General features: G+C 65.9%; 16 protein-coding genes. 10 read left to right on the top strand and 6 right to left on the bottom strand.

Features of this window, described 5'->3' with window-relative positions:
• Positions 1-29 precede the first annotated feature (29 nt).
• A complete protein-coding gene (speB, locus tag ACU0DV_RS12755; RefSeq protein WP_446241544.1) occupies positions 30-992 on the top strand; it encodes an agmatinase in 963 nt (320 codons plus the stop codon).
• Positions 993-1,022: 30 nt separating this feature from the next.
• On the opposite strand, the gene ACU0DV_RS12750 is transcribed toward speB, so the two are convergent.
• From ACU0DV_RS12750 to paaZ, 3 genes are read right to left on the bottom strand one after another with little or no spacing between them, the layout of a single operon-like run.
• A complete protein-coding gene (locus tag ACU0DV_RS12750) occupies positions 1,023-1,364 on the bottom strand; it encodes a DUF2794 domain-containing protein (protein WP_283981491.1) in 342 nt (113 codons plus the stop codon).
• 31 nt (positions 1,365-1,395) lie between these two features.
• Positions 1,396-2,199, bottom strand: coding sequence for a PaaX family transcriptional regulator C-terminal domain-containing protein (locus ACU0DV_RS12745; protein ID WP_446241543.1), 804 nt, complete (start codon positions 2,197-2,199; stop codon positions 1,396-1,398).
• A 43-nt stretch (positions 2,200-2,242) separates the two neighbouring features.
• The gene (gene paaZ, locus ACU0DV_RS12740) at positions 2,243-4,258 is read right to left on the bottom strand and encodes a phenylacetic acid degradation bifunctional protein PaaZ (protein WP_446241542.1); all 2,016 of its coding nucleotides are present in this window, start codon (positions 4,256-4,258) and stop codon (positions 2,243-2,245) included.
• A gap of 142 nt (positions 4,259-4,400) precedes the next feature.
• Here paaZ and paaI point away from each other — a divergent pair, with 142 nt between their 5' ends.
• From paaI to serA, 6 genes are all read left to right on the top strand, one after another.
• A complete protein-coding gene (gene paaI, locus ACU0DV_RS12735; RefSeq protein ID WP_100928449.1) occupies positions 4,401-4,874 on the top strand; it encodes a hydroxyphenylacetyl-CoA thioesterase PaaI in 474 nt (157 codons plus the stop codon).
• Complete coding sequence (pcaF, locus tag ACU0DV_RS12730; RefSeq protein WP_283981488.1) at positions 4,867-6,054, top strand: 3-oxoadipyl-CoA thiolase; 1,188 nt, start codon at positions 4,867-4,869, stop codon at positions 6,052-6,054. Before paaI ends, pcaF begins: the two co-directional genes overlap by 8 nt.
• A 42-nt stretch (positions 6,055-6,096) precedes the next feature.
• Positions 6,097-7,401, top strand: a complete 1,305-nt coding sequence (gene paaK, locus ACU0DV_RS12725) for a phenylacetate--CoA ligase PaaK (RefSeq protein WP_446241541.1) — start codon at positions 6,097-6,099, stop codon at positions 7,399-7,401.
• 4 nt (positions 7,402-7,405) lie between these two features.
• Positions 7,406-7,975 (top strand): TetR/AcrR family transcriptional regulator, encoded by a 570-nt coding sequence (locus ACU0DV_RS12720; RefSeq protein ID WP_446241540.1) that lies wholly within the window; start codon positions 7,406-7,408, stop codon positions 7,973-7,975.
• A gap of 181 nt (positions 7,976-8,156) precedes the next feature.
• Positions 8,157-9,311, top strand: coding sequence for a phosphoserine transaminase (locus tag ACU0DV_RS12715; protein WP_283981485.1), 1,155 nt, complete (start codon positions 8,157-8,159; stop codon positions 9,309-9,311).
• Positions 9,312-9,404: 93 nt separating this feature from the next.
• Positions 9,405-11,003 carry a phosphoglycerate dehydrogenase gene (serA, locus tag ACU0DV_RS12710; protein ID WP_446241539.1) on the top strand — a complete coding sequence of 533 codons (1,599 nt, stop codon included), beginning with the start codon at positions 9,405-9,407 and terminating at the stop codon, positions 11,001-11,003.
• A 69-nt stretch (positions 11,004-11,072) separates the two neighbouring features.
• Here serA and ACU0DV_RS12705 read toward each other — a convergent pair whose 3' ends face one another.
• Positions 11,073-11,444 (bottom strand): hypothetical protein, encoded by a 372-nt coding sequence (locus ACU0DV_RS12705; RefSeq protein WP_446241538.1) that lies wholly within the window; start codon positions 11,442-11,444, stop codon positions 11,073-11,075.
• A gap of 212 nt (positions 11,445-11,656) precedes the next feature.
• Here ACU0DV_RS12705 and ACU0DV_RS12700 point away from each other — a divergent pair, with 212 nt between their 5' ends.
• Complete coding sequence (locus ACU0DV_RS12700) at positions 11,657-12,382, top strand: metallophosphoesterase family protein (RefSeq protein ID WP_283981483.1); 726 nt, start codon at positions 11,657-11,659, stop codon at positions 12,380-12,382.
• Here ACU0DV_RS12700 and ACU0DV_RS12695 read toward each other — a convergent pair.
• Both ACU0DV_RS12695 and ACU0DV_RS12690 read right to left on the bottom strand, forming a co-directional pair.
• Positions 12,362-14,134: a SulP family inorganic anion transporter gene (locus ACU0DV_RS12695; RefSeq protein ID WP_446241537.1), complete on the bottom strand. Its 1,773-nt coding sequence runs from the start codon at positions 14,132-14,134 to the stop codon at positions 12,362-12,364. The genes ACU0DV_RS12700 and ACU0DV_RS12695 overlap by 21 nt on opposite strands.
• A 167-nt stretch (positions 14,135-14,301) precedes the next feature.
• Positions 14,302-15,975: a TIGR01244 family sulfur transferase gene (locus tag ACU0DV_RS12690; protein WP_446241536.1), complete on the bottom strand. Its 1,674-nt coding sequence runs from the start codon at positions 15,973-15,975 to the stop codon at positions 14,302-14,304.
• Between the two features lie 258 nt (positions 15,976-16,233).
• Between ACU0DV_RS12690 and ACU0DV_RS12685 the strand changes: the two genes are divergently transcribed.
• Together ACU0DV_RS12685 and ACU0DV_RS12680 are read left to right on the top strand one after the other, a co-directional pair.
• On the top strand, positions 16,234-16,668 hold the full coding sequence (locus tag ACU0DV_RS12685; protein WP_100928439.1) for a universal stress protein: 435 nt from the start codon (positions 16,234-16,236) through the stop codon (positions 16,666-16,668).
• 25 nt (positions 16,669-16,693) lie between these two features.
• The gene (locus ACU0DV_RS12680; RefSeq protein ID WP_370313756.1) at positions 16,694-18,247 is read left to right on the top strand and encodes an alanine/glycine:cation symporter family protein; all 1,554 of its coding nucleotides are present in this window, start codon (positions 16,694-16,696) and stop codon (positions 18,245-18,247) included.
• Positions 18,248-18,336 lie beyond the last annotated feature (89 nt).

The following is an 18,336-nucleotide window of genomic DNA, read 5'->3' as shown; positions in this document are numbered from 1 at the left end:
ATGCCCTCTGCCCGCAAGAAAGGTTGCCCATGACGTCCGATCCGTTCTTCCACCCTGTGTCCGGCTTTGACCTGCCGCGGTTCGCCGGTGTGCCGACCTTCATGCGGCTGCCCCACGTCGGGCCGGAGCATCCCCGCTTTGCCGAGGTCGACGTAGGCATCGTCGGCGTGCCGTGGGACAGCGGCACCACCAACCGTCCCGGCCCGCGCCACGGCCCGCGCCAGCTGCGCGACGCCTCCACCATGATCCGGGCGCAGCACCAGGTCACGGGCCAGCGTCCGTTCGAGACGGTGAACTGCGCCGATCTGGGGGACGTGGGGCCGAACCCTGCCGATATCCAGGACAGCATGGCCCGGATCACCGCCTTCTACGACACGCTTGTCGCGGCGAACATCCGGCCCCTGACGGCGGGCGGCGACCACCTGACCTCGCTGCCGGTCCTGCGCGCGCTGGCCCGCAGCGGTCCGCTGGGCATGATCCATTTCGACAGCCACACCGACCTGTTCCACAGCTATTTCGGCGGCACGATGTATACCCACGGCACCCCGTTCCGCCGCGCCGTGGAAGAGGGGCTGCTGGACCCGAAGCGTGTCATCCAGATCGGCATCCGGGGCACGATGTACGATGCTGAAGACCGCGATTTCGCCAGGGCCGAGGGCATCCGCATCGTCGAGATCGAGGAGTTCTTCGACCGGGGCATCCCGGACGTGATGCAGGAGGCGCGCGATATCGTGGGCGATGGGGCGACCTACGTCAGCTACGACATCGATTTCGTTGACCCGACCTTCGCGCCCGGCACCGGCACGCCCGAGGTGGGCGGCCCGAACAGCTTCGATGCGCTCCGTGTCTGCCGGGAACTGGCAGGTGTGAACATCGTGGGCGCCGATCTGGTGGAGGTTTCGCCGCCCTTCGATCAGTCGGGGGCGACCGCCTTCCTCGGCGTGTCGATCATGTTCGAGCTGCTCTGCTCGATGCTGGCGCGGACCGCCTGACACCACCATTGCGAAAAGGCCGCGCCGGGGTCACTCCACGGCGCGGATCAGCTTTCGTTCCAGCACGCGCAGCACGGTCTTCAGGTCGTGCCCGCGCTTGAGGATCTGCCCCTCCATCCCGATCACCGCGTATTCGCCCTGCTTGCTGCGCAGCTTGGGACGCTTTTCGATGCAGTAAAGCGGGTGCTCCGCCGTGCGCCGGAAGACCGAGAAGATGGCCACCTCCCGCAACGACGATATGCCGTAGTCGCGCCATTCACCGGCGGCGACCATGCGGCCGTAAAGCGAGAGGATGATGTTCAGCTCCGCGCGCTGGAAGGCCACCACCTCGTTGGCGCCCCCACGGTCGGGGAAAGGGGTCAAGCTGTTCATACCCAAAGAGTTGCGCCTTCGCGGCGGCAAATCAAGGGGTTTGCAATCCGCCGAAGCGCAAAGAAAAATCCGGGCCGGCGGGGGGCATTGCCGGCATCTCGCCGTCGGCGGTGTCGAGCCATGCCTCGGCTGCGGGGGCGAGATGCTTGTAGGCCTCTGCCATGGCGCGCCGCAGGTCGCGCGGGGCGGCGTCCTCGGGCATCAGCTCTGCCGGAACCTCGGGCCAGCGCAACACCAGCCGCCGCCAGCGGTGCACCAGCAAGAGCCGCGCCGCCGCCGCATCGAGGGGGCTGGCGTCGATCCCGGATAGCGCCGTCAGGTCCTGGGCCATCCGTTCCAGCGCAATGGCATGGTAAGGGTCCAGCGACGCGCGCACCTGCGTTCCGGCATCGCCGGTCAACGTGCCGGTCATCCTCAGCCCGCCGGGCGTGTCGGTCACGGGGGCGGGGCGCAGACTGCCCTGTCCCAGCCGCAGCGCACCCTCCACGCCGGGCCAGTCGAAGACCCATTCGCCCACCGGGCGTTGCCGGGGCGGCGCATAGATCCGGGCGGTGGCGGGGCCGAACTCCTGCAGGCCGCGGTCCGTCAGGGTGTAGCTGCTGGTGCGGCCGCTGCGTTTCCCTTCGACCCAGCCGTCCTGCGAAAGGCGCGACAAGGCGGTCCTGACCGCGCCCGTTTCCACCCCGATCCGGCCCAGCAGGCGGCTCAGCCGGGCGGTGGCGATCCGGCCACCGCGATGCTGCACGCTGTCGCCGAACACCGTGATCACAAGCGACCAGATGCGCGGCCGTCCTTCGGCGTTCAGGTTGTCGATCAAGGGTTTGAGCGGGTCCATGGCCCCCCGATTAGAACCAACCGGGGGGAAAGGCAAAACCCGCTCAGGGCATTTCGTAGGCGACCATGGTCAAAAGCTCGTATTCCGCCACCTGCTCGGCCTCTTGATTGTAGAGAGTGACGTGCCAGGCGACCTCGCCATAGGCGTCGGTGCGCTGCGTCTTGCGCCTGGCGGTCAGCCGCACGTGGACCCGGTCGCCGGGCGAGACGGGCTTCTGGAAGGACAGGCCGTTCAGCCCGGTATTGGCGAGGACCGGCCCCGGATCGGGCATCACGAACAGGCCCGCCGCGAAGCTGAGCAGCAGGTAGCCATGCGCCACCCGGCCCGGGAAGAAGGGGTTCGCCTGTGCTGCGGCCTCGTCCATGTGGGCGTAGAAGGTGTCGCCGGTGAAATGGGCGAAATGCTCGATGTCCTCCAGCGTCACCTCGCGCGGTTCGGTCACGATGGTCTCGCCGATCTCGATGTAGCGGAAGGTGCGGCGGAAGGGATGCGCGGGCCCCTCGATCTCGCGCGCGCCGGGCACCCACTGGCCGGTCACCGCGGTCAGCACGTCGGGCGACCCCTGCACGGCGGTCCGCTGCATGTAGTGCAGGACGCCGCGCACGCCGCCCAGTTCCTCGCCCCCGCCGGCACGGCCCGGCCCGCCATGCACGAGGTGCGGCAGCGGAGAGCCATGGCCGGTCGCCTCCTTCATGGAGGTTCGGTCGGTGATGTACAGCCGCCCGTGCCACGCCGCGCTGTCCAGCGTGAAGGCGCGCGCCACCTGCGGATCGCCCGTCACCAGCGACGCCACAAGCGACCCATTCCCACGGTTGGCAAGGGCGGCGGCATGGGGCAGGTCGCGGTACGGCATGACGGTCGAGACCGGGCCGAACGCCTCCACGTCATGCACCGTGCGGCCCGCATCGGGGTCGGCGCAGCGGAACAGCATCGGCGCGACAAAGCCGGGACCGTCCGGTGCAGTCAGGCCCTCCAGCACGTTCGTCGCCTCGGACGCGAGCATCGCCGCCTTCTCCAGCACGTCCGCCCGTTGCGCGGCAGAGGCCAGCGCCCCCATGCGCGCATCGCCCGCCGGATCGCCGATGGTCGTGCCGCGCAGCCGTTCGGCCAGCGCCTCCGTCACGGCATCCATCTGCGCCTCGGGCACGATGATCCGCCGGATCGCGGTGCACTTCTGCCCGGCCTTGACCGTCATTTCCGTGGCGGCCTGCTTCACGAACAGGTCGAACTCCTCGCTGCCCGGCACAACGTCCGGCCCGAGGACGGAGGCGTTGAGCGAATCCGCCTCGGCCATGAAGCGCACGGACTGGGACAGCAGGTTGCGGTTCGATCTGAGGGTCAGTGCGGTGTCCGCGGAGCCGGTGAAGCTGACCACGTCCTGCGGGCCGAGCCGATCCAGAAGGTCGCCCGTTCCCCCGACGATCAGCTGCACCGCCCCCTCAGGCACCAGCCCCGACTCGACGATCATGCGAAAGCAGGCCTCGGTCAGGTAACAGGTCTGGGTCGCCGGTTTCACGATGGCGGGCATCCCGGCCAGCAGAGTGGGGGCGAGCTTTTCCAGCATCCCCCAGACGGGGAAATTGAACGCGTTGATGTGGACCGCAACCCCCTGCCGCGGCACGGCAATGTGCTGGGCGAGGAAGGTGCCGGAGCGTGAGATGCGCTCGACCTCGCCGTCAATGTAGACGTGGCCGTCCGGCATCTCGCGGCGGCCCTTCCCGGCGATGACGGTCATGGTGATGATGCCGCCCTCGATGTCCACGGCGCCATCCTTGCGCGTGGCGCCGGTCAGGGGATTCAGGGCGTAAAGCTCTTCCTTGCGGGACCCGATGTAGCCTGCGAGCGCCTTCAGCATCTTCGCGCGCTGGTGGAAGGTCATGGCGCGCAGGGCCGGTCCGCCCTTGTCCAGCGCGAAGGCCCGCATCGCCGCAAAGTCCAGGTCCGCCCCCCCGGCGCGGGCGATTTCCGACCCGTCGACCGGGCTCATGATCGGCTTGGCCGCGGTGCCCGGTCCGATCCACTTCCCTGCCACGTAGCTTTCCGGTGCGATGCCGTTCATGACCTCTCCTCCCTGATGACGTCCTGTAGGGTGGGGCTGTGCGCCACCCTCGCGCCACCCTGCGTCAAGCCGCGCCACAAATCAACATACTTGACCGACCGGTCGGGTTTGTGCATCGTTCCGGGCAGGGAGGACATCGCCAATGACACCACAGGAGCGCGCAGAGCGTTCGGCGGAGGCCATGTGGGCCACCGACGCCGCCAGTCAGGGCATGGGCATGCGGATCGAGCGCATCGCGCCCGGAGAGGCGGTGCTGTCGATGCAGGTCATGCCGCATCACCTGAACGGCTACCGCATCTGCCATGGCGGGTTCATCTTCACCCTTGCCGACAGCGCCTTCGCCTTCGCCTGCAACACCTACAACCAGGTGACGGTGGCGCAGGAGAACCAGATCACCTTCCTGTCCCCGGGCCGCGCCGACGAGCGTCTGACTGCCACGGCGCGGGAACAGGCCCGGCCCGGACGGTCGGGCGTCTACGACGTTACGGTCACCGGCGAGGACGGGCGCACTGTCGCGCTGATGCGTGGCCTGTCGCGGACCATCAAGGGCACGCTCTTCGAAGAGCCATCAGAAACAAGCGCCGCGCGCGCGTCAGAGGAGAAACCCAATGCGTGAAGCATGGCTCTGCCAGGGCACCCGCACCCCCATCGGCCGCTACGGCGGCGCCCTGGCCTCCGTCCGCCCGGACGACATGCTGGCCCACGTGATCCGCGCCGTCGTGCCCGAAGGGCTGCCGGTGGACGAGGTCATCATGGGGTGCGCTAATCAGGCGGGCGAGGACAACCGCAACGTCGCCCGCATGGCCGCGCTGCTGGCCGGGCTGGGCGAAAGCGTGCCCGGCACCACCATCAACCGGCTCTGCGGTTCCGGTCTGGACGCGGTGGCCTTCGCCGCCCGACAGATCAAGTGCGGCGAGGCCGAGATCATCGTGGCAGGCGGCGTCGAGAGTATGTCCCGCGCGCCCTTCGTCATGCCCAAGGCCGATGCCGCCTTCTCCCGCGGCAACGCGGTCTACGACACGACCATCGGCTGGAGGTTCGTCAACAAGGCGATGCAGAAGGGCTTTGGCACCGACTCCATGCCCGAGACGGCCGAGAACGTGGCCGAGGACTTCAACGTCTCGCGCGCGGACCAGGACGCCTTTGCCTTTCGCTCGCAGGAGCGCGCTGCCGCCGCCATCGCATCGGGCCGGATGGCGAAGGAGATCACCCCGGTCACCATCCCGCAGCGCAAGGGCGATCCGGTCGTCGTCGACACGGACGAACACCCGCGCCAGACAACGATGGACAAGCTCGCCGCGTTGAAAACGCCCTTCCGCGAGGGCGGCTCGGTCACCGCGGGCAACGCTTCGGGTGTCAACGACGGCGCCTGCGCGCTGGTCATCGCCTCACCCGAAGCCGCCGAGAAGCACGGCCTGACACCTGTCGCCCGCATCCTCGGGGCGGCGACGGCAGGGGTGGCGCCGCGGATCATGGGCTTCGGCCCCGCGCCCGCGACCGAGAAGCTGCTGGGCTTGCTGAACATGAACATCTCGACCTTCGATGTGATCGAGTTGAACGAGGCATTCGCGGCCCAGGCCCTGGCCGTCACGCGTCACCTGGGCCTGCCCGACGACGCACCGCATGTGAACCCGCACGGCGGGGCCATAGCGCTCGGCCATCCGCTTGGCATGTCGGGCGCGCGGCTTGTGCTGACCGCCGCGCAGTCGCTGCAGGACCGGATGGAGAAACACGCGCTCTGCACGATGTGCATCGGCGTCGGTCAGGGCATCGCTCTCGCGCTGGAAGCGATCTGATGCGGCCCGGCAGCGCGGCGGCAGCGCAGGAAGGATAACACGATGGAAGACCTGTCCCCACGGCCCGGCGATCTCGAGGCGATCGAAACGGCCTCTCGCGATGAACTGGCAGCGCTGCAACTGGAGCGGCTGAAATGGTCGCTGCGCCACGCCTACGACAACGTCCCGCATTACAAGGCGAGCTTTGACGCGGCGGGTGTGCATCCGGACGACCTGACCAGCCTCGAAGACCTCGGGAAGTTCCCCTTCACGGTCAAGACAGACCTGCGCGACAATTACCCCTTCGGGATGTTCGCCGTCCCGCGCGCGCAGGTGAAGCGTATCCATGCGTCCTCCGGCACGACCGGGCAGCCGACGGTCGTGGGCTATACCGAGAAGGACCTCGACACATGGGCGACGGTGGTGGCCCGCAGCCTGCGCGCCTCCGGTCTGCGCGCCGGTGACATCCTGCACAACGCCTACGGCTACGGGCTGTTCACCGGGGGCCTCGGCATCCACCTTGGCGCGGACAAGCTGGGCCTGACCACGGTGCCGATTTCGGGCGGCATGACACAGCGGCAGGTCCGCCTGATCGAGGATTTCGGCGCGACGGGCATCACGGTGACGCCCTCCTACGCGCTGTCGATCATCGACGAATACGCCGAGCAGGGCCGCGACCCGCGCAAGTCGCCGCTGAAGGTCGGCATCTTCGGGGCGGAGCCCTGGACCAACGCCATGCGGCGCGAGATCGAGGACGCCTTCGACATGCACGCGGTCGACATCTACGGCCTGTCGGAGGTCATGGGCCCGGGTGTCGCCAACGAATGCGTGGAGACCAAGGATGGCCTGCACATCTGGGAGGACCACTTCTATCCCGAGATCATCGACCCCGAAACCGGCGCGGTCCTGCCCGACGGCGAGCTGGGCGAACTGGTCTTCACCTCCCTGACGAAAGAGGCCTTCCCCATCGTCCGCTACCGCACGCGCGACCTGACCCGTCTCCTGCCGGGCACCGCACGGACGATGCGCCGGATGGAGAAGGTCACGGGCCGGTCCGACGACATGATCATCCTGCGCGGCGTGAACGTCTTCCCCACCCAGATCGAGGAGCAGCTGATGACGGTGAAGGCGCTCGCGCCGCACTTCCAGTTGGAACTGAACCGGGTGGAGCACAGGGACGAGATGCGCGTGAAGGTGGAGTGCTTCCCCCATGCCGCCGATCAGGGCGCCGCGGCCTGCCGGGAACTGTCGCTGAAGATCAAGCAGGTGGTCGGCGTCTCGGTCCTTGTCGACCTGGCCGAACCCGGCGGCGTGGCCCGCAGCCAGGGCAAGGCGGTGCGCATCGTCGACAACCGGCCCAAGGGCTGAGCGGGTGGCGAGGGGACTGGCCCGGGACCACGCCGAGAAGCGCGACGCGATCCGCAAGGGCGCGGCGGAGTACTTTGCGAAGAACGGCTTCGACCGCGCCTCCATGTCGGGCGCGGCGAAGGCCTGCGGCGTCTCGAAGGCCCTCCTCTATCACTACTATGACAGCAAGGAATCGATGCTGTCGGACATCCTGAAGACCCATTACGACCATGTCGTCGAACGGGCCGAACAGGCGGCACCACAGGGTCTGCGCGCGCTGATGGCCGCGCTGCTCGAAGCGTTCGAACACGCCGATGCCGAACACAAGCTACAACTCGAAACCCTGCACACCTTGCCCGACGACCTGCAGCAGCCGGTGCTGTCGCACCAGCGGACCCTCGTTCGGCTGATGTCCGGCGCCCTGCAGCATCAGCGCCCCGACCTGACAGGGGACCGCCTGCGTGCCGCGACCATGACGGTCTTCGGGATCATCAACTGGGTCTACCAGTGGCACCGGCCGGGCAAGGGGCTGTCCCGCGCGGAGTTCGCGGAGCTGGCCGCCGACTTCGCCGAAGGGGGCCTCGACCGGCTCTAACCGTCTTTGCCGGTCCGGCGCCTGTCCGAAGTTTCCGATCCGCTCCAGACCCGCCCCGGCGAAAATCAAATGCGACCATCGGGCTGCATTATCCGACTTGCCGAGCCTGCGGGAAGGGCATAGACGCGTCGGCGGGACACCTCTCCCCAACGAGAGGCATCTATCTGGAAGGTTAGCAGATATGGCACACGACCATCCGGCCACGCGGCCGGCAAACCCGCGTTTCTCTTCTGGCCCCTGCGCCAAGATCCCCACGTTCACGCTCGACAAGCTCTCCGATGCCGCCCTCGGTCGTTCGCACCGTGCGAAGATCGGCAAGGAGAAGCTGAAAGCGGCCATCGAAGGCACGCGCGAGATCCTGGGCATCCCCGCCGACTACAAGATCGGCATCGTTCCCGCCTCTGATACCGGCGCCGTCGAGATGGCGATGTGGTCGCTGCTGGGCGCCCGCAAGGCCACCATGGTTGCCTGGGAGTCCTTCGGGTCCGGCTGGGTGACCGACGTGGTCAAGCAGCTCAAGATCGACGCCGAGGTGAAGACCGCGGGTTACGGTGAGATCGTCGATTTCGCCGAGGTCGATTTCGACACCGACGTCGTCTTCACCTGGAACGGCACCACCTCCGGCGTGCGTGTCCCCAACGGCGACAAGATCCCCGCCGACCGCGAAGGGCTGACCATCTGCGACGCGACCTCTGCCGCGTTTGCGCAGGACCTGCCGTGGGACAAGCTGGATGTGACCACCTTCTCCTGGCAGAAGGTGATGGGCGGCGAAGCAGCGCATGGCATGCTGGTCCTCAGCCCCCGCGCCGTCGAGCGGCTGGAATCCTACACCCCGGCTTGGCCGATGCCGAAGATCTTCCGCATGACCAAGGGCGGCAAGCTGATCGAAGGCATCTTCGTCGGCGAGACGATCAACACGCCCTCCATGCTGGCGGTCGAGGATTACCTCGTGGCGCTCGACTGGGCGCGCTCGGTCGGTGGTCTTCAGGGGCTCAGGAACCGCGCCGACGCCAACGCCAAGGTGCTGTGGGACTTCTGCGACGAGCACGACTGGATCGAGAACCTCGCCGTCGACCCGGCAACGCGGTCGAACACCTCCGTCTGCCTGAAGTTCACCGATGCGCGGATCAAGGACGGCGCGGCCTTCGCCAAGGCGATTGCCAAGAAGCTCGACGACTACAACGCCGCCTATGACATCGGTGCCTACCGCGATGCCCCGGCGGGCCTGCGCGTCTGGTGCGGTGCCACGGTCGAGGCCGCGGATGTCGAGAAGCTGACGCTCTGGCTCAAGTGGGCCTTCGAGACGGAAATCGCGGCGCAGACCGAAACGGCCTGAGCGACACCTCCTTTTTCCTCAAATGCACAGGATCCGGACCCCGCAGGGGCGTCCGGGTCCGTTCCCTCACAGCATAGTGCAAGGACCAGAGAAATGGCTCCCAAAGTTCTCATCTCCGACAAGCTCTCCGACGCGGCCGTCCAGATCTTCCGTGACCGCGGCATCGACGTCGACTTCATGCCCGAAGTGGGCAAGGACAAGGAAAAGCTGGCCGAGATCATCGGCAACTACGACGGTCTCGCGATCCGTTCGGCCACCAAGGTGACGCCGTCGATCCTCGAGAAGGCCACCAACCTGAAGGTCGTGGGCCGCGCCGGGATCGGCACGGACAACGTCGACAAGGACGCAGCGTCGAAGCACGGCGTGATCGTCATGAACACGCCCTTCGGCAACATGATCACCACGGCCGAGCACGCCATCGCCATGATGTTCGCCGTCGCCCGCCAGATCCCCGAGGCCTCTGCCTCGACCCACGCGGGCAAGTGGGAGAAGTCGAAGTTCATGGGCGTCGAGCTGACCGGCAAGACGCTGGGCGTGATCGGCGCGGGCAACATCGGCGGCATCGTCTGCGACCGTGCACGCGGCCTGAAGATGAAGGTCATCGCCTACGATCCCTTCCTTTCGGAAGAGAAGGCGAAGCAGATGCAGGTGGAGAAGATCGAGAACCTCGACGACCTGCTGAAGCGCGCGGACTTCATCACCCTGCACGTCCCCTTGACCGACCAGACACGCAACATCCTGTCGAAGGAAAACCTCCTGAAGACCAAGAAGGGCGTGCGGATCATCAACTGTGCCCGTGGCGGCCTGGTGGACGAAGAGGCGCTGGCCGAACTGCTGAAATCCGGCCACGTCGCCGGTGCAGGCTTTGACGTCTTCGTCGAGGAGCCGGCGAAGGAGAACCCGCTCTTCAATCTGCCCAACGTGGTCTGCACGCCGCACCTCGGCGCATCGACCACCGAAGCGCAGGAGAACGTCGCCCTGCAGGTCGCCGAGCAGATGGCCGACTACCTGCTGACCGGCGCTGTCACCAACGCGCTGAACATGCCGAACGTGACCGCCGAAGAGGCCAAGGTCATGGGGCCGTGGATCAAGCTGGCCGACCACCTCGGCAACTTCATCGGCCAGATGACCGACGAGCCGATCAAGGCGATTAACATCCTCTATGACGGTTACGCCGCCGAGATGAACCTCGCCGCGCTGAACTGTTCGCTGATCGCGGGCATCATGAAGTCGGTGAACCCGGACGTGAACATGGTCTCGGCCCCGCTGATCGCCAAGGATCGCGGCATCAAGATCTCCACCACGAACCAGGCGCAGACCGGTGCGTTCGAAGGCTACATCAAGGTGACCGTCGTGACCGAACAGCGCGAGCGGTCGATCGCGGGCACGGTCTTCTCGGACGGGAAGCCGCGCTTCATCCAGATCAAGGGCATCAACATCGACGCCGAGGTGGGTGCGCACATGCTGTATACCACGAACGAGGACGTGCCGGGGATCATCGGTGCGCTCGGCATGACGCTGGGCGGCATGGGCGTGAACATCGCGAACTTCACGCTGGGCCGGTCGGCGGCCAAGGGCGAGGCCATCGCGCTGCTCTACGTCGATGAGCCGGTCCCGGCAGAGGCGCGCGCCAAGCTGGCCGAGACGGGCCTGTTCCGCCAGATCAAGCCGTTGTCCTTCGACGTGTCCTGAGGCAGGACAGCTGCACCAGACATGAAAAGGCGGGGGTCAGCCCCGCCTTTTCCTTTTCGGGGGCGTTGTTCAGGCCGTCGTGGTCCGCGACCGGATGACGACGACGAGGAAAACCAGGATCGACAGGAAGGTCAGAACCGATCCGACCTTCGCCAGTACCTCACCCTGGGATGTCACCGCCAGGACGATACCGGGCACGATGGCGCCAAGGCCCAGCAGCGCCACGAAGAAATGCACCCATGCAAGCTTGCCATGGGCGGCGGGCACGAGGTGATAGTAGATCCCGAAAATCGCGAAACCCACCCAACCGATCAGGTTCAGGTGCGCGTGTGCGATAGAGAGGCTGTGGTCGCCCGAGGCGGACATCTGGATGCCCCAGGCCATACCGAGAGCACCGGAAATAACTGCAAGCACAAAGAACCAGAACGACAGTCCATTCATCTTCAAACTCCTTGATAGATATGCCCGCGACCGGAAATACAGATTGGCCGGGGCACGCCGCCATAAGCTACGTCGCGAAAACTTGGAAGCCCAAGACATCTTTGACCTAGCGTCAGATTGTGCGCGTTTTTCGGGGTGGTGTGGCGGCGCGGTGGCAGGCGGCGCAGAGCAGGCTCTGGCGGCTGGCGGGGGAGGGTGCTAGGTCCCTGTCCATGACAGAAACGATCTACGCCATTGGCGACATTCACGGTCAGCGGGCCCTGCTGGAAGAGGCCCTGTCCCGCATCGAGGCAGATGGAGGCAAGGACGCCAACATCGTGTTTCTGGGCGACTATGTCGACCGGGGGCCGGATTCGAAGGGTGTGATCGACATCCTTTGCGAGGGGCTTGCCGCAGGGCGCAACTGGACGTGCATCAAGGGCAACCACGACCGACTGTTCGAATGGTTCGTCACCCCGCCCGCACCGCGCAACGATCCGCACTTGCTGGTCGGCTACCACTGGTTCCACCCAAATCTCGGCGGGATCGAGACGGCGGCCTCCTACGGTCTGACCGTGCCGGAACGTGTGCGGCAAAGCGAACTGGCGGAGGAGATGCGTGCGCTGCTGCCCGACGGACACCTCCGGTTCCTGCAGGAGCTGAAAACCTTCCACCGCGTCGGGCCGCTGTACTTCGTTCACGCAGGTGTCCGTCCGGGTGTTGCCCTGGAGGATCAGGTGGAGGACGACCTCGTCTGGATCCGGCAGGAGTTCCTGATGGATCAGCGGGACCACGGGGCCTTCATCGTGCACGGGCACACGCCGGTGGACACGCCGGATTTCCGCCCGCACCGGCTGAACCTCGATACAGGGGCCGGTTACGGGCGGAAGCTGACCGCTGCCGCCTTCGAGGGCGACAAGGTCTTTATCCTGACGCCGTCAGGCCGCGTCCGCCTCTGAAGACTTCGCGGCTTCGGGGCCTTGCGGCGCCGGGCTGAGGGCCTGCCACGCGTTGAACTGCGACAGGTAGACCTTGCCGGTCAGGTGGTCGAGCAGGTGGGACCGTTTCAGGCGGTCCATGACCGGGCCCTTGACCTCCGACAGGTGCAGGCGGATGCCCATGTCCTTCAGCCGGTGGTTCAGCTCTTCCAGCGTTTCCAGTGCGCTCAGGTCGACCTCGTTCACGGCGGTCATCTGCAGCACGACATCCCGGATCGGCTGGTCGCAGGTGACGCGGCCCAGAACGTAGTCTTCGAGGAAGCTGGCGTTGGCGAAGTACAGGCTTTCGTCGACGCGCAGGGTCACGAGGTGGGGCTTCGTTTCGACCTTGTGCCGCTTGATGTTGCGGAAGTGTTCGGTGTTCGGGACAAGGCCGACCTCGGCGACATGCGGGCGCGATGTCTTGTAGAGATGCAGGCCGATGGACAGAAGCACGCCAGCCGAGACACCCGCTTCCACCCCGAAACCGAGGGTCAGCAGGATCGTCGCGGCGACAGCGGCAAAGTCCACCTTCGAATATCCCCAGGCCGTCTTGAGGATCGAGAAGTCGACCAGCGACAGCACGGCAACGATGATGGTCGCGGCCAGCGTGGCGTTGGGCAGGAAGTAGATCAGCGGCGTCAGCAGCAGCGTCGCAAGGCCGATACCCACGGCGGTAAAGGCGCCCGCCGCCGGGGTTTCCGCGCCCGCGTCGAAGTTCACGACAGAGCGGGAGAAGCCGCCGGTGACCGGGTAGCCGCCCGACACGGCAGCCGCGATATTCGACGTGCCCAGACCGATCAGCTCCTGGTCGGGGGAAATGCGCTGGCGGCGCTTCGCGGCCAGCGTCTTGGCCACAGACACGGACTCCACGAAGCCGATGATCGAGATCAGCAGCGCCGGGACAAACAGCTCGCTCCAGAGCGAGGGGGAGATCGACGGCATGGTCAGCGGCGGGAGCCCCATCGGGATGTCCCCGACGACCTTCACGCCACGCTCCGCCAGGCCGAAGCCCCAGGCGATCAGCGTTGTCACGACGACGGCGGCGACCGGGCCGGCCTTGGCCGAGATGTCGGCAAGCCGTGGCTTCATGCCCGACCGGATCAGCAGCGGTTTCAGCCCCTTGCGGACCCAGAACAGGAAGGCAGTCGCGGCGATACCGATGGCCAGCGTGATGAGGTTGGTATCGCCCACGTGCTCGAAGAAGGTGGCGATCTGTTCCGGCAGGTTGTCGCCGGACAACTTGATCCCGAAGATATGCTTGAGCTGCGACACAGCGATCAGGATGCCGGACGCGGTGATGAACCCGGCGATGACCGGATGCGACAGGAAGTTCGCGAGGAACCCGAGGCGCAGGACGCCGAGCACGGTGAGGATCACGCCGGAGATGAACGCCAGCGTGCCCGCCGCGACGGCGATCTCGAGCGGTTCGGACAGGCCGAGGTTGCCCACGGCGGCGGCGGTCATCAGCGAGACCACGGCCACCGGCCCGACGGCCAGCGCGCGGGAGGTGCCGAAGATCGCATAGGCCACCAGCGGCAGGATGGAGGCGTAAAGCCCCATCTCGGCCGGCAGTCCGGCCAGAAGGGCATAGGCGAGCGACTGCGGGATCAGCATGATCGTTACGATCACGGCGGCGACAAGGTCAGAGGTCGCGGTGTCGCGGTCGTAGGTCTTCGCCCACTGCAGGATCGGCAGGTATTGTTTGAAGCGGTTCAGGATGGGGGAAGCCATTGGCATAGTCCTGTAGGTCTGGGGGCAGACATGCGAGTCGCCCCGGTTGTTGACCGCTTATATATTCGAAAAATAGAATTTGAAAAGGTTCGAATGCACCTTTGCATGGAAAACTTGCCTCGGCGGTGCGCGAAAAGGGCCGGAAACATGTCCCGGCCCTTCGTACTTTACCCTGCAGAGACGGTCTCTGGCCGGGCCATCCATTCCCGGCCGCGCAACATGGCCTTCCAATAGATCGGCGGCAGGATCTGCTCTTTCAGGAGCCACGCCGCGCGGGTCGGCTTGGTGCCGTCGATGAACCACTTCGGGAAGGACGGCAGCATCGTCCCGCCATAGCCGAACTCCGCCAGCACGATCTTGCCCTTCTCGACGGTCAGCGGGCAGGAGCCGTAGCCGTTGTAGAGCGCCTGCGGGTTCAGCCCGCGCATGTCCGCGACCACGTTCTCGGCCACGATAGGGGCCTGGATGCGCGCGGCGGCGGCGGTCTTGGCGTTGGGCGCGTTCATCACGTCCCCCAGCGACCAGACGTTGTCGAAGGTCTTGTGGCGCAATGTCGACTGGTCCACGTCGACCCAGCCCGCCGCATCGGCCAGCGGCGACACGCGGATGAAGTCGGGGGCGACCTGCGGCGGGCAGACATGCAGCATGTCGAAATCCACGGTGACCTCTGCCGGTTCGGTGTCCGGTTTCGCCACCCTGAAGGTCGCCTGCTTCGCCGCGCCGTCCACGCGGATCAGGTTGTGGAAGAAGTTCAGCTTGGCGTCGTACCGTTCGATGTAGTTCATCAGTGCGGGCACGTAGTCCTTCACCCCGAACAGCACCCCGCCGGCGTTCATGAACTGGATGTCGATGTCCTTCAGCGCGCCGTTGCGATACCAGTGGTCGCCCGACAGGTAGAGCGCCTTCTGCGGCGCGCCCGCGCATTTGATCGGCATCGGCGGCTGGGTGAACAGCGCGCGGCCCTTCTTCAGCCCCTGCACCAGCTCCCATGTGTAGGGCGCCAGGTCGAAGCGGTAGTTGGAGGTGACGCCGTTCTTGCCAAGCGTATCCACCAGCCCTTCGACGCCGTTCCAGTCGAGCTTCAGCCCCGGGCAGACGATCAGCCGGTCGTATTTCACGACTCGGCAGCCGTCGAGGATCACGGCGTTGTTCCCGGGTTCGAAGGCGGCAACGGCGGACTTGATCCAGTGCACACCCTTGGGAATGAGCGAGGCCATGGTACGCGCGGTGGTCTGTGCCTCGAACACGCCGCCGCCGACCATGGTCCAGCCGGGCTGGTAGTAGTGGATGTCGGCCGGGTCGATGATGGCGATGTCGAGCCCGGCGCGGCGGGTCATCAGCGAAGCCGCGACCGAGATACCGGCAGCGCCGCCGCCAACGATCACCACGTCGAATTTCGCGTCGCCCTCATCGGTGGGGGTCTTGCCGCCGTTGACGATGCGGCGGACCACGCCCGCCATGTCGTAGCCCGCGTTCTTTGCTGCGCCCAGGATCGCCGACGGCTCCATGGTTCTGGCCTGCGACAGCGACCAGAGCGTCGCCGAGCGGGTGCCGGTGCGGCAGTAGGCGAAGACAGGCCCGGGCAGCTCCTTCAACAGCTTGCCGAACTCCGCGGCGGTGTCGTCCGTCACCTTGCCGCTGACGACAGGCTGGTGGACGGCCTTGAGACCGGCCGCCTCGGCGGCGGCGGCGATCTCGTGGAAGGTGGGCTGGTCGGCGCCTTCGCCATCCGGGCGGTTGCAGATGATCGACCGGTATCCGGCGTCGGCGATGGCCTTGACGTCTGCGGCGGCGATCTGCGGCGAGACGGCGATGTCGTCAGTGATCTTGCGAAATTCCACGGTGCGCTCCTGCCTCGAGAATCTGGATTGCGTCCTTATACATTCGAATAACTGAATGCAAAACAGTCCAATGAGTCGCAGTTGCCGCTACGGGAACCACGGGGCGAGCTTTTGCAAAAAGTCCGCGCAGAACAGGGAAAATCAGTCGGATTCGCCGGTGCAGTACAGCATTTCGGCCCATTCGCCCGTGAGGCGACTGCTAATCTATTCAAGGCCCTCAGGCTGAACCAACAATAAAGACAAAAGGATAACACGGATATGACAGGGAAGTTCGTTGTCGGCTTCGACGGGAGCGAAACGGCGCAGCGTGCGCTGGATTTCGCGACCGAGCGGGCCATTGCCCAGGGTGGCACCATCGTGATCGCCTATGTGCTGGAATGGTCGCCCTATTCCTTCCTGACCCCGCAGGAGATCGAGGAACGCAGCCAGCGCCGCAAGGAGGAACTCGCCCGCGCCGAAAGTGCGATCATCACGCCGTCGAGGCGTGCGGCAGAAGCAAAGGGCGCCAAGGTCGAGACCATCATGCGCTACGGCCACATCGCCGAGATCCTTTGCGAAATCGCCGATGCACCGGACGTCGCCCAGGTCTTCATCGGACGCAACGGACGATCCACCCTCGGCAGCCGGGTCTTCGGATCGGTTGCGGGCCATCTGGTCCAGGCTTCGCCGGTGCCCTGCACCATCGTCCCTTGACGCGCACAGAACAGGACACCACAGGATGACAACGTATTTTCAACGCGCGGCCCTGGCCGCATTCGCACTTTTCACCTCGGTGGTCACGGCCGGTGCACAGGAAGCGGAAAAGACGCTCGACCAGGCGGTGAACGACGCTTTCGCCAATGCCACGGGCTGGTTCGTCAACTTCATCTTCAGCCCGTTTCCCGGAACGACCTTCCCGTGGATCGTGGCCTGGCTGGTGATTGCGGCGACGGTCTTTACCATCTACTTCGGCCTGATCCAGTTCCGCGCCTTCCCGCATTCCATCGCGCTGGTGAAGGGCGACTACTCCGACCCCAACGATGCCGGTGAGGTCAGCCACTTCCAGGCGCTCGCCACCGCCCTGTCCGGCACCGTCGGGCTTGGCAATATCGCGGGGGTCGCGGTGGCCGTCGGCATCGGGGGGCCCGGCGCGACCTTCTGGATGATCCTCGCCGGTCTGATGGGCATGGCCTCCAAGTTCACCGAGTGTACGTTGGGCGTGAAGTACCGAAACGAGTTCCCCGACGGGCACGTATCGGGCGGACCCATGTACTACCTGACCAAGGGCTTTGCAGAGCGCGGCCTGCCGGGCGGCAAGGTGCTGGCGGTGCTGTTCGCGATCTTCTGCATCCTGGGCAGCCTCGGCGGCGGCAACATGTTCCAGTCCAACCAGGCGCACCAGCAGATTGCCGGCATCGTGGGAGAATACCCGGGCTGGATCACCGGCGTGATCTTTGCCTGTGTCGTCTTTGCGGTGATCATCGGCGGCCTGAAGTCCATTGCGCAGGTCACCGAAAAGGTCGTGCCATTCATGGGCGTGCTCTACGTCCTGGCGGCGCTGGTCATCATCCTGATGAATGCGGACAAGATCGGCTGGGCGTTCGGCCAGATCTTCGCGGGCGCCTTCACCGGTCTCGGCGTGGCGGGCGGCCTTGTCGGCGCGCTGATCCAGGGCTTCAAGCGGGCGGCCTTTTCGAACGAGGCGGGCGTCGGTTCGGCGGCCATCGCGCACTCTGCCGTGAAGACGAAGGAGCCGATCACCGAAGGCTTCGTCTCCCTGCTGGAACCGTTCATCGACACGGTGGTGATCTGCACCATGACGGCGCTGGTCATCATCATCTCTGGCCAGCTTGTCAGCGACCCGGAGACCGGCCTATACATCCTGACCGAAGGCGGGTCGATCCAGACGCTGGACGGGTCCTCGGGCGTCAGCCTGACCTCGGCGGCGTTCTCCTCGGCCTTCTCGTGGTTCCCCTACGTGCTGGCGGTTGCGGTGATCCTGTTCGCCTTCTCGACCATGATCTCGTGGAGCTATTACGGCCTCAAGGCGTGGACCTTCCTCTTCGGCGAAGGCAAGACCACCGAGATCGTCTTCAAGGTGATCTTCTGCATCTTTGTCGTGATCGGTGCGGCGGCAAACCTCGGCCCGGTGATCGACTTCTCCGATGCGGCGATCTTTGCCATGGCGGTGGTGAATATCGCGGGCCTCTACTTCCTGATGCCGATCGTGAAGCGGGAGTTGGACAGCTACATGACGCGACTGAAGTCCGGCGAGATCCGCAAGTTCAAGTAACAGCGTGGGGCGCGGTCCGTCCTCGCCCCGAACAGCACCCACGCCGGCGGCGGCACGTTCCTGCCGCCGGCATTTTCCCGGTCGCGCGG

It is taken from the genome of Sagittula sp. (assembly GCF_052825245.1).
This window is presented reverse-complemented; position numbering and strand designations above follow the sequence as displayed.

What these genes read in the sequence shown, in the direction of transcription:
- speB (WP_446241544.1), top strand. Translation starts at nt 30, where the DNA reads ATGACGTCCGATCCGTTCTTCCACCCTGTGTCCGGCTTTGACCTGCCG.
- ACU0DV_RS12750 (WP_283981491.1), bottom strand. Translation starts at nt 1,364, where the DNA reads ATGAACAGCTTGACCCCTTTCCCCGACCGTGGGGGCGCCAACGAGGTG.
- ACU0DV_RS12745 (WP_446241543.1), bottom strand. Translation starts at nt 2,199, where the DNA reads ATGGACCCGCTCAAACCCTTGATCGACAACCTGAACGCCGAAGGACGG.
- paaZ (WP_446241542.1), bottom strand. Translation starts at nt 4,258, where the DNA reads ATGAACGGCATCGCACCGGAAAGCTACGTGGCAGGGAAGTGGATCGGA.
- paaI (WP_100928449.1), top strand. Translation starts at nt 4,401, where the DNA reads ATGACACCACAGGAGCGCGCAGAGCGTTCGGCGGAGGCCATGTGGGCC.
- pcaF (WP_283981488.1), top strand. Translation starts at nt 4,867, where the DNA reads ATGCGTGAAGCATGGCTCTGCCAGGGCACCCGCACCCCCATCGGCCGC.
- paaK (WP_446241541.1), top strand. Translation starts at nt 6,097, where the DNA reads ATGGAAGACCTGTCCCCACGGCCCGGCGATCTCGAGGCGATCGAAACG.
- ACU0DV_RS12715 (WP_283981485.1), top strand. Translation starts at nt 8,157, where the DNA reads ATGGCACACGACCATCCGGCCACGCGGCCGGCAAACCCGCGTTTCTCT.
- serA (WP_446241539.1), top strand. Translation starts at nt 9,405, where the DNA reads ATGGCTCCCAAAGTTCTCATCTCCGACAAGCTCTCCGACGCGGCCGTC.
- ACU0DV_RS12705 (WP_446241538.1), bottom strand. Translation starts at nt 11,444, where the DNA reads ATGAATGGACTGTCGTTCTGGTTCTTTGTGCTTGCAGTTATTTCCGGT.
- ACU0DV_RS12700 (WP_283981483.1), top strand. Translation starts at nt 11,657, where the DNA reads ATGACAGAAACGATCTACGCCATTGGCGACATTCACGGTCAGCGGGCC.
- ACU0DV_RS12695 (WP_446241537.1), bottom strand. Translation starts at nt 14,134, where the DNA reads ATGGCTTCCCCCATCCTGAACCGCTTCAAACAATACCTGCCGATCCTG.
- ACU0DV_RS12685 (WP_100928439.1), top strand. Translation starts at nt 16,234, where the DNA reads ATGACAGGGAAGTTCGTTGTCGGCTTCGACGGGAGCGAAACGGCGCAG.
- ACU0DV_RS12680 (WP_370313756.1), top strand. Translation starts at nt 16,694, where the DNA reads ATGACAACGTATTTTCAACGCGCGGCCCTGGCCGCATTCGCACTTTTC.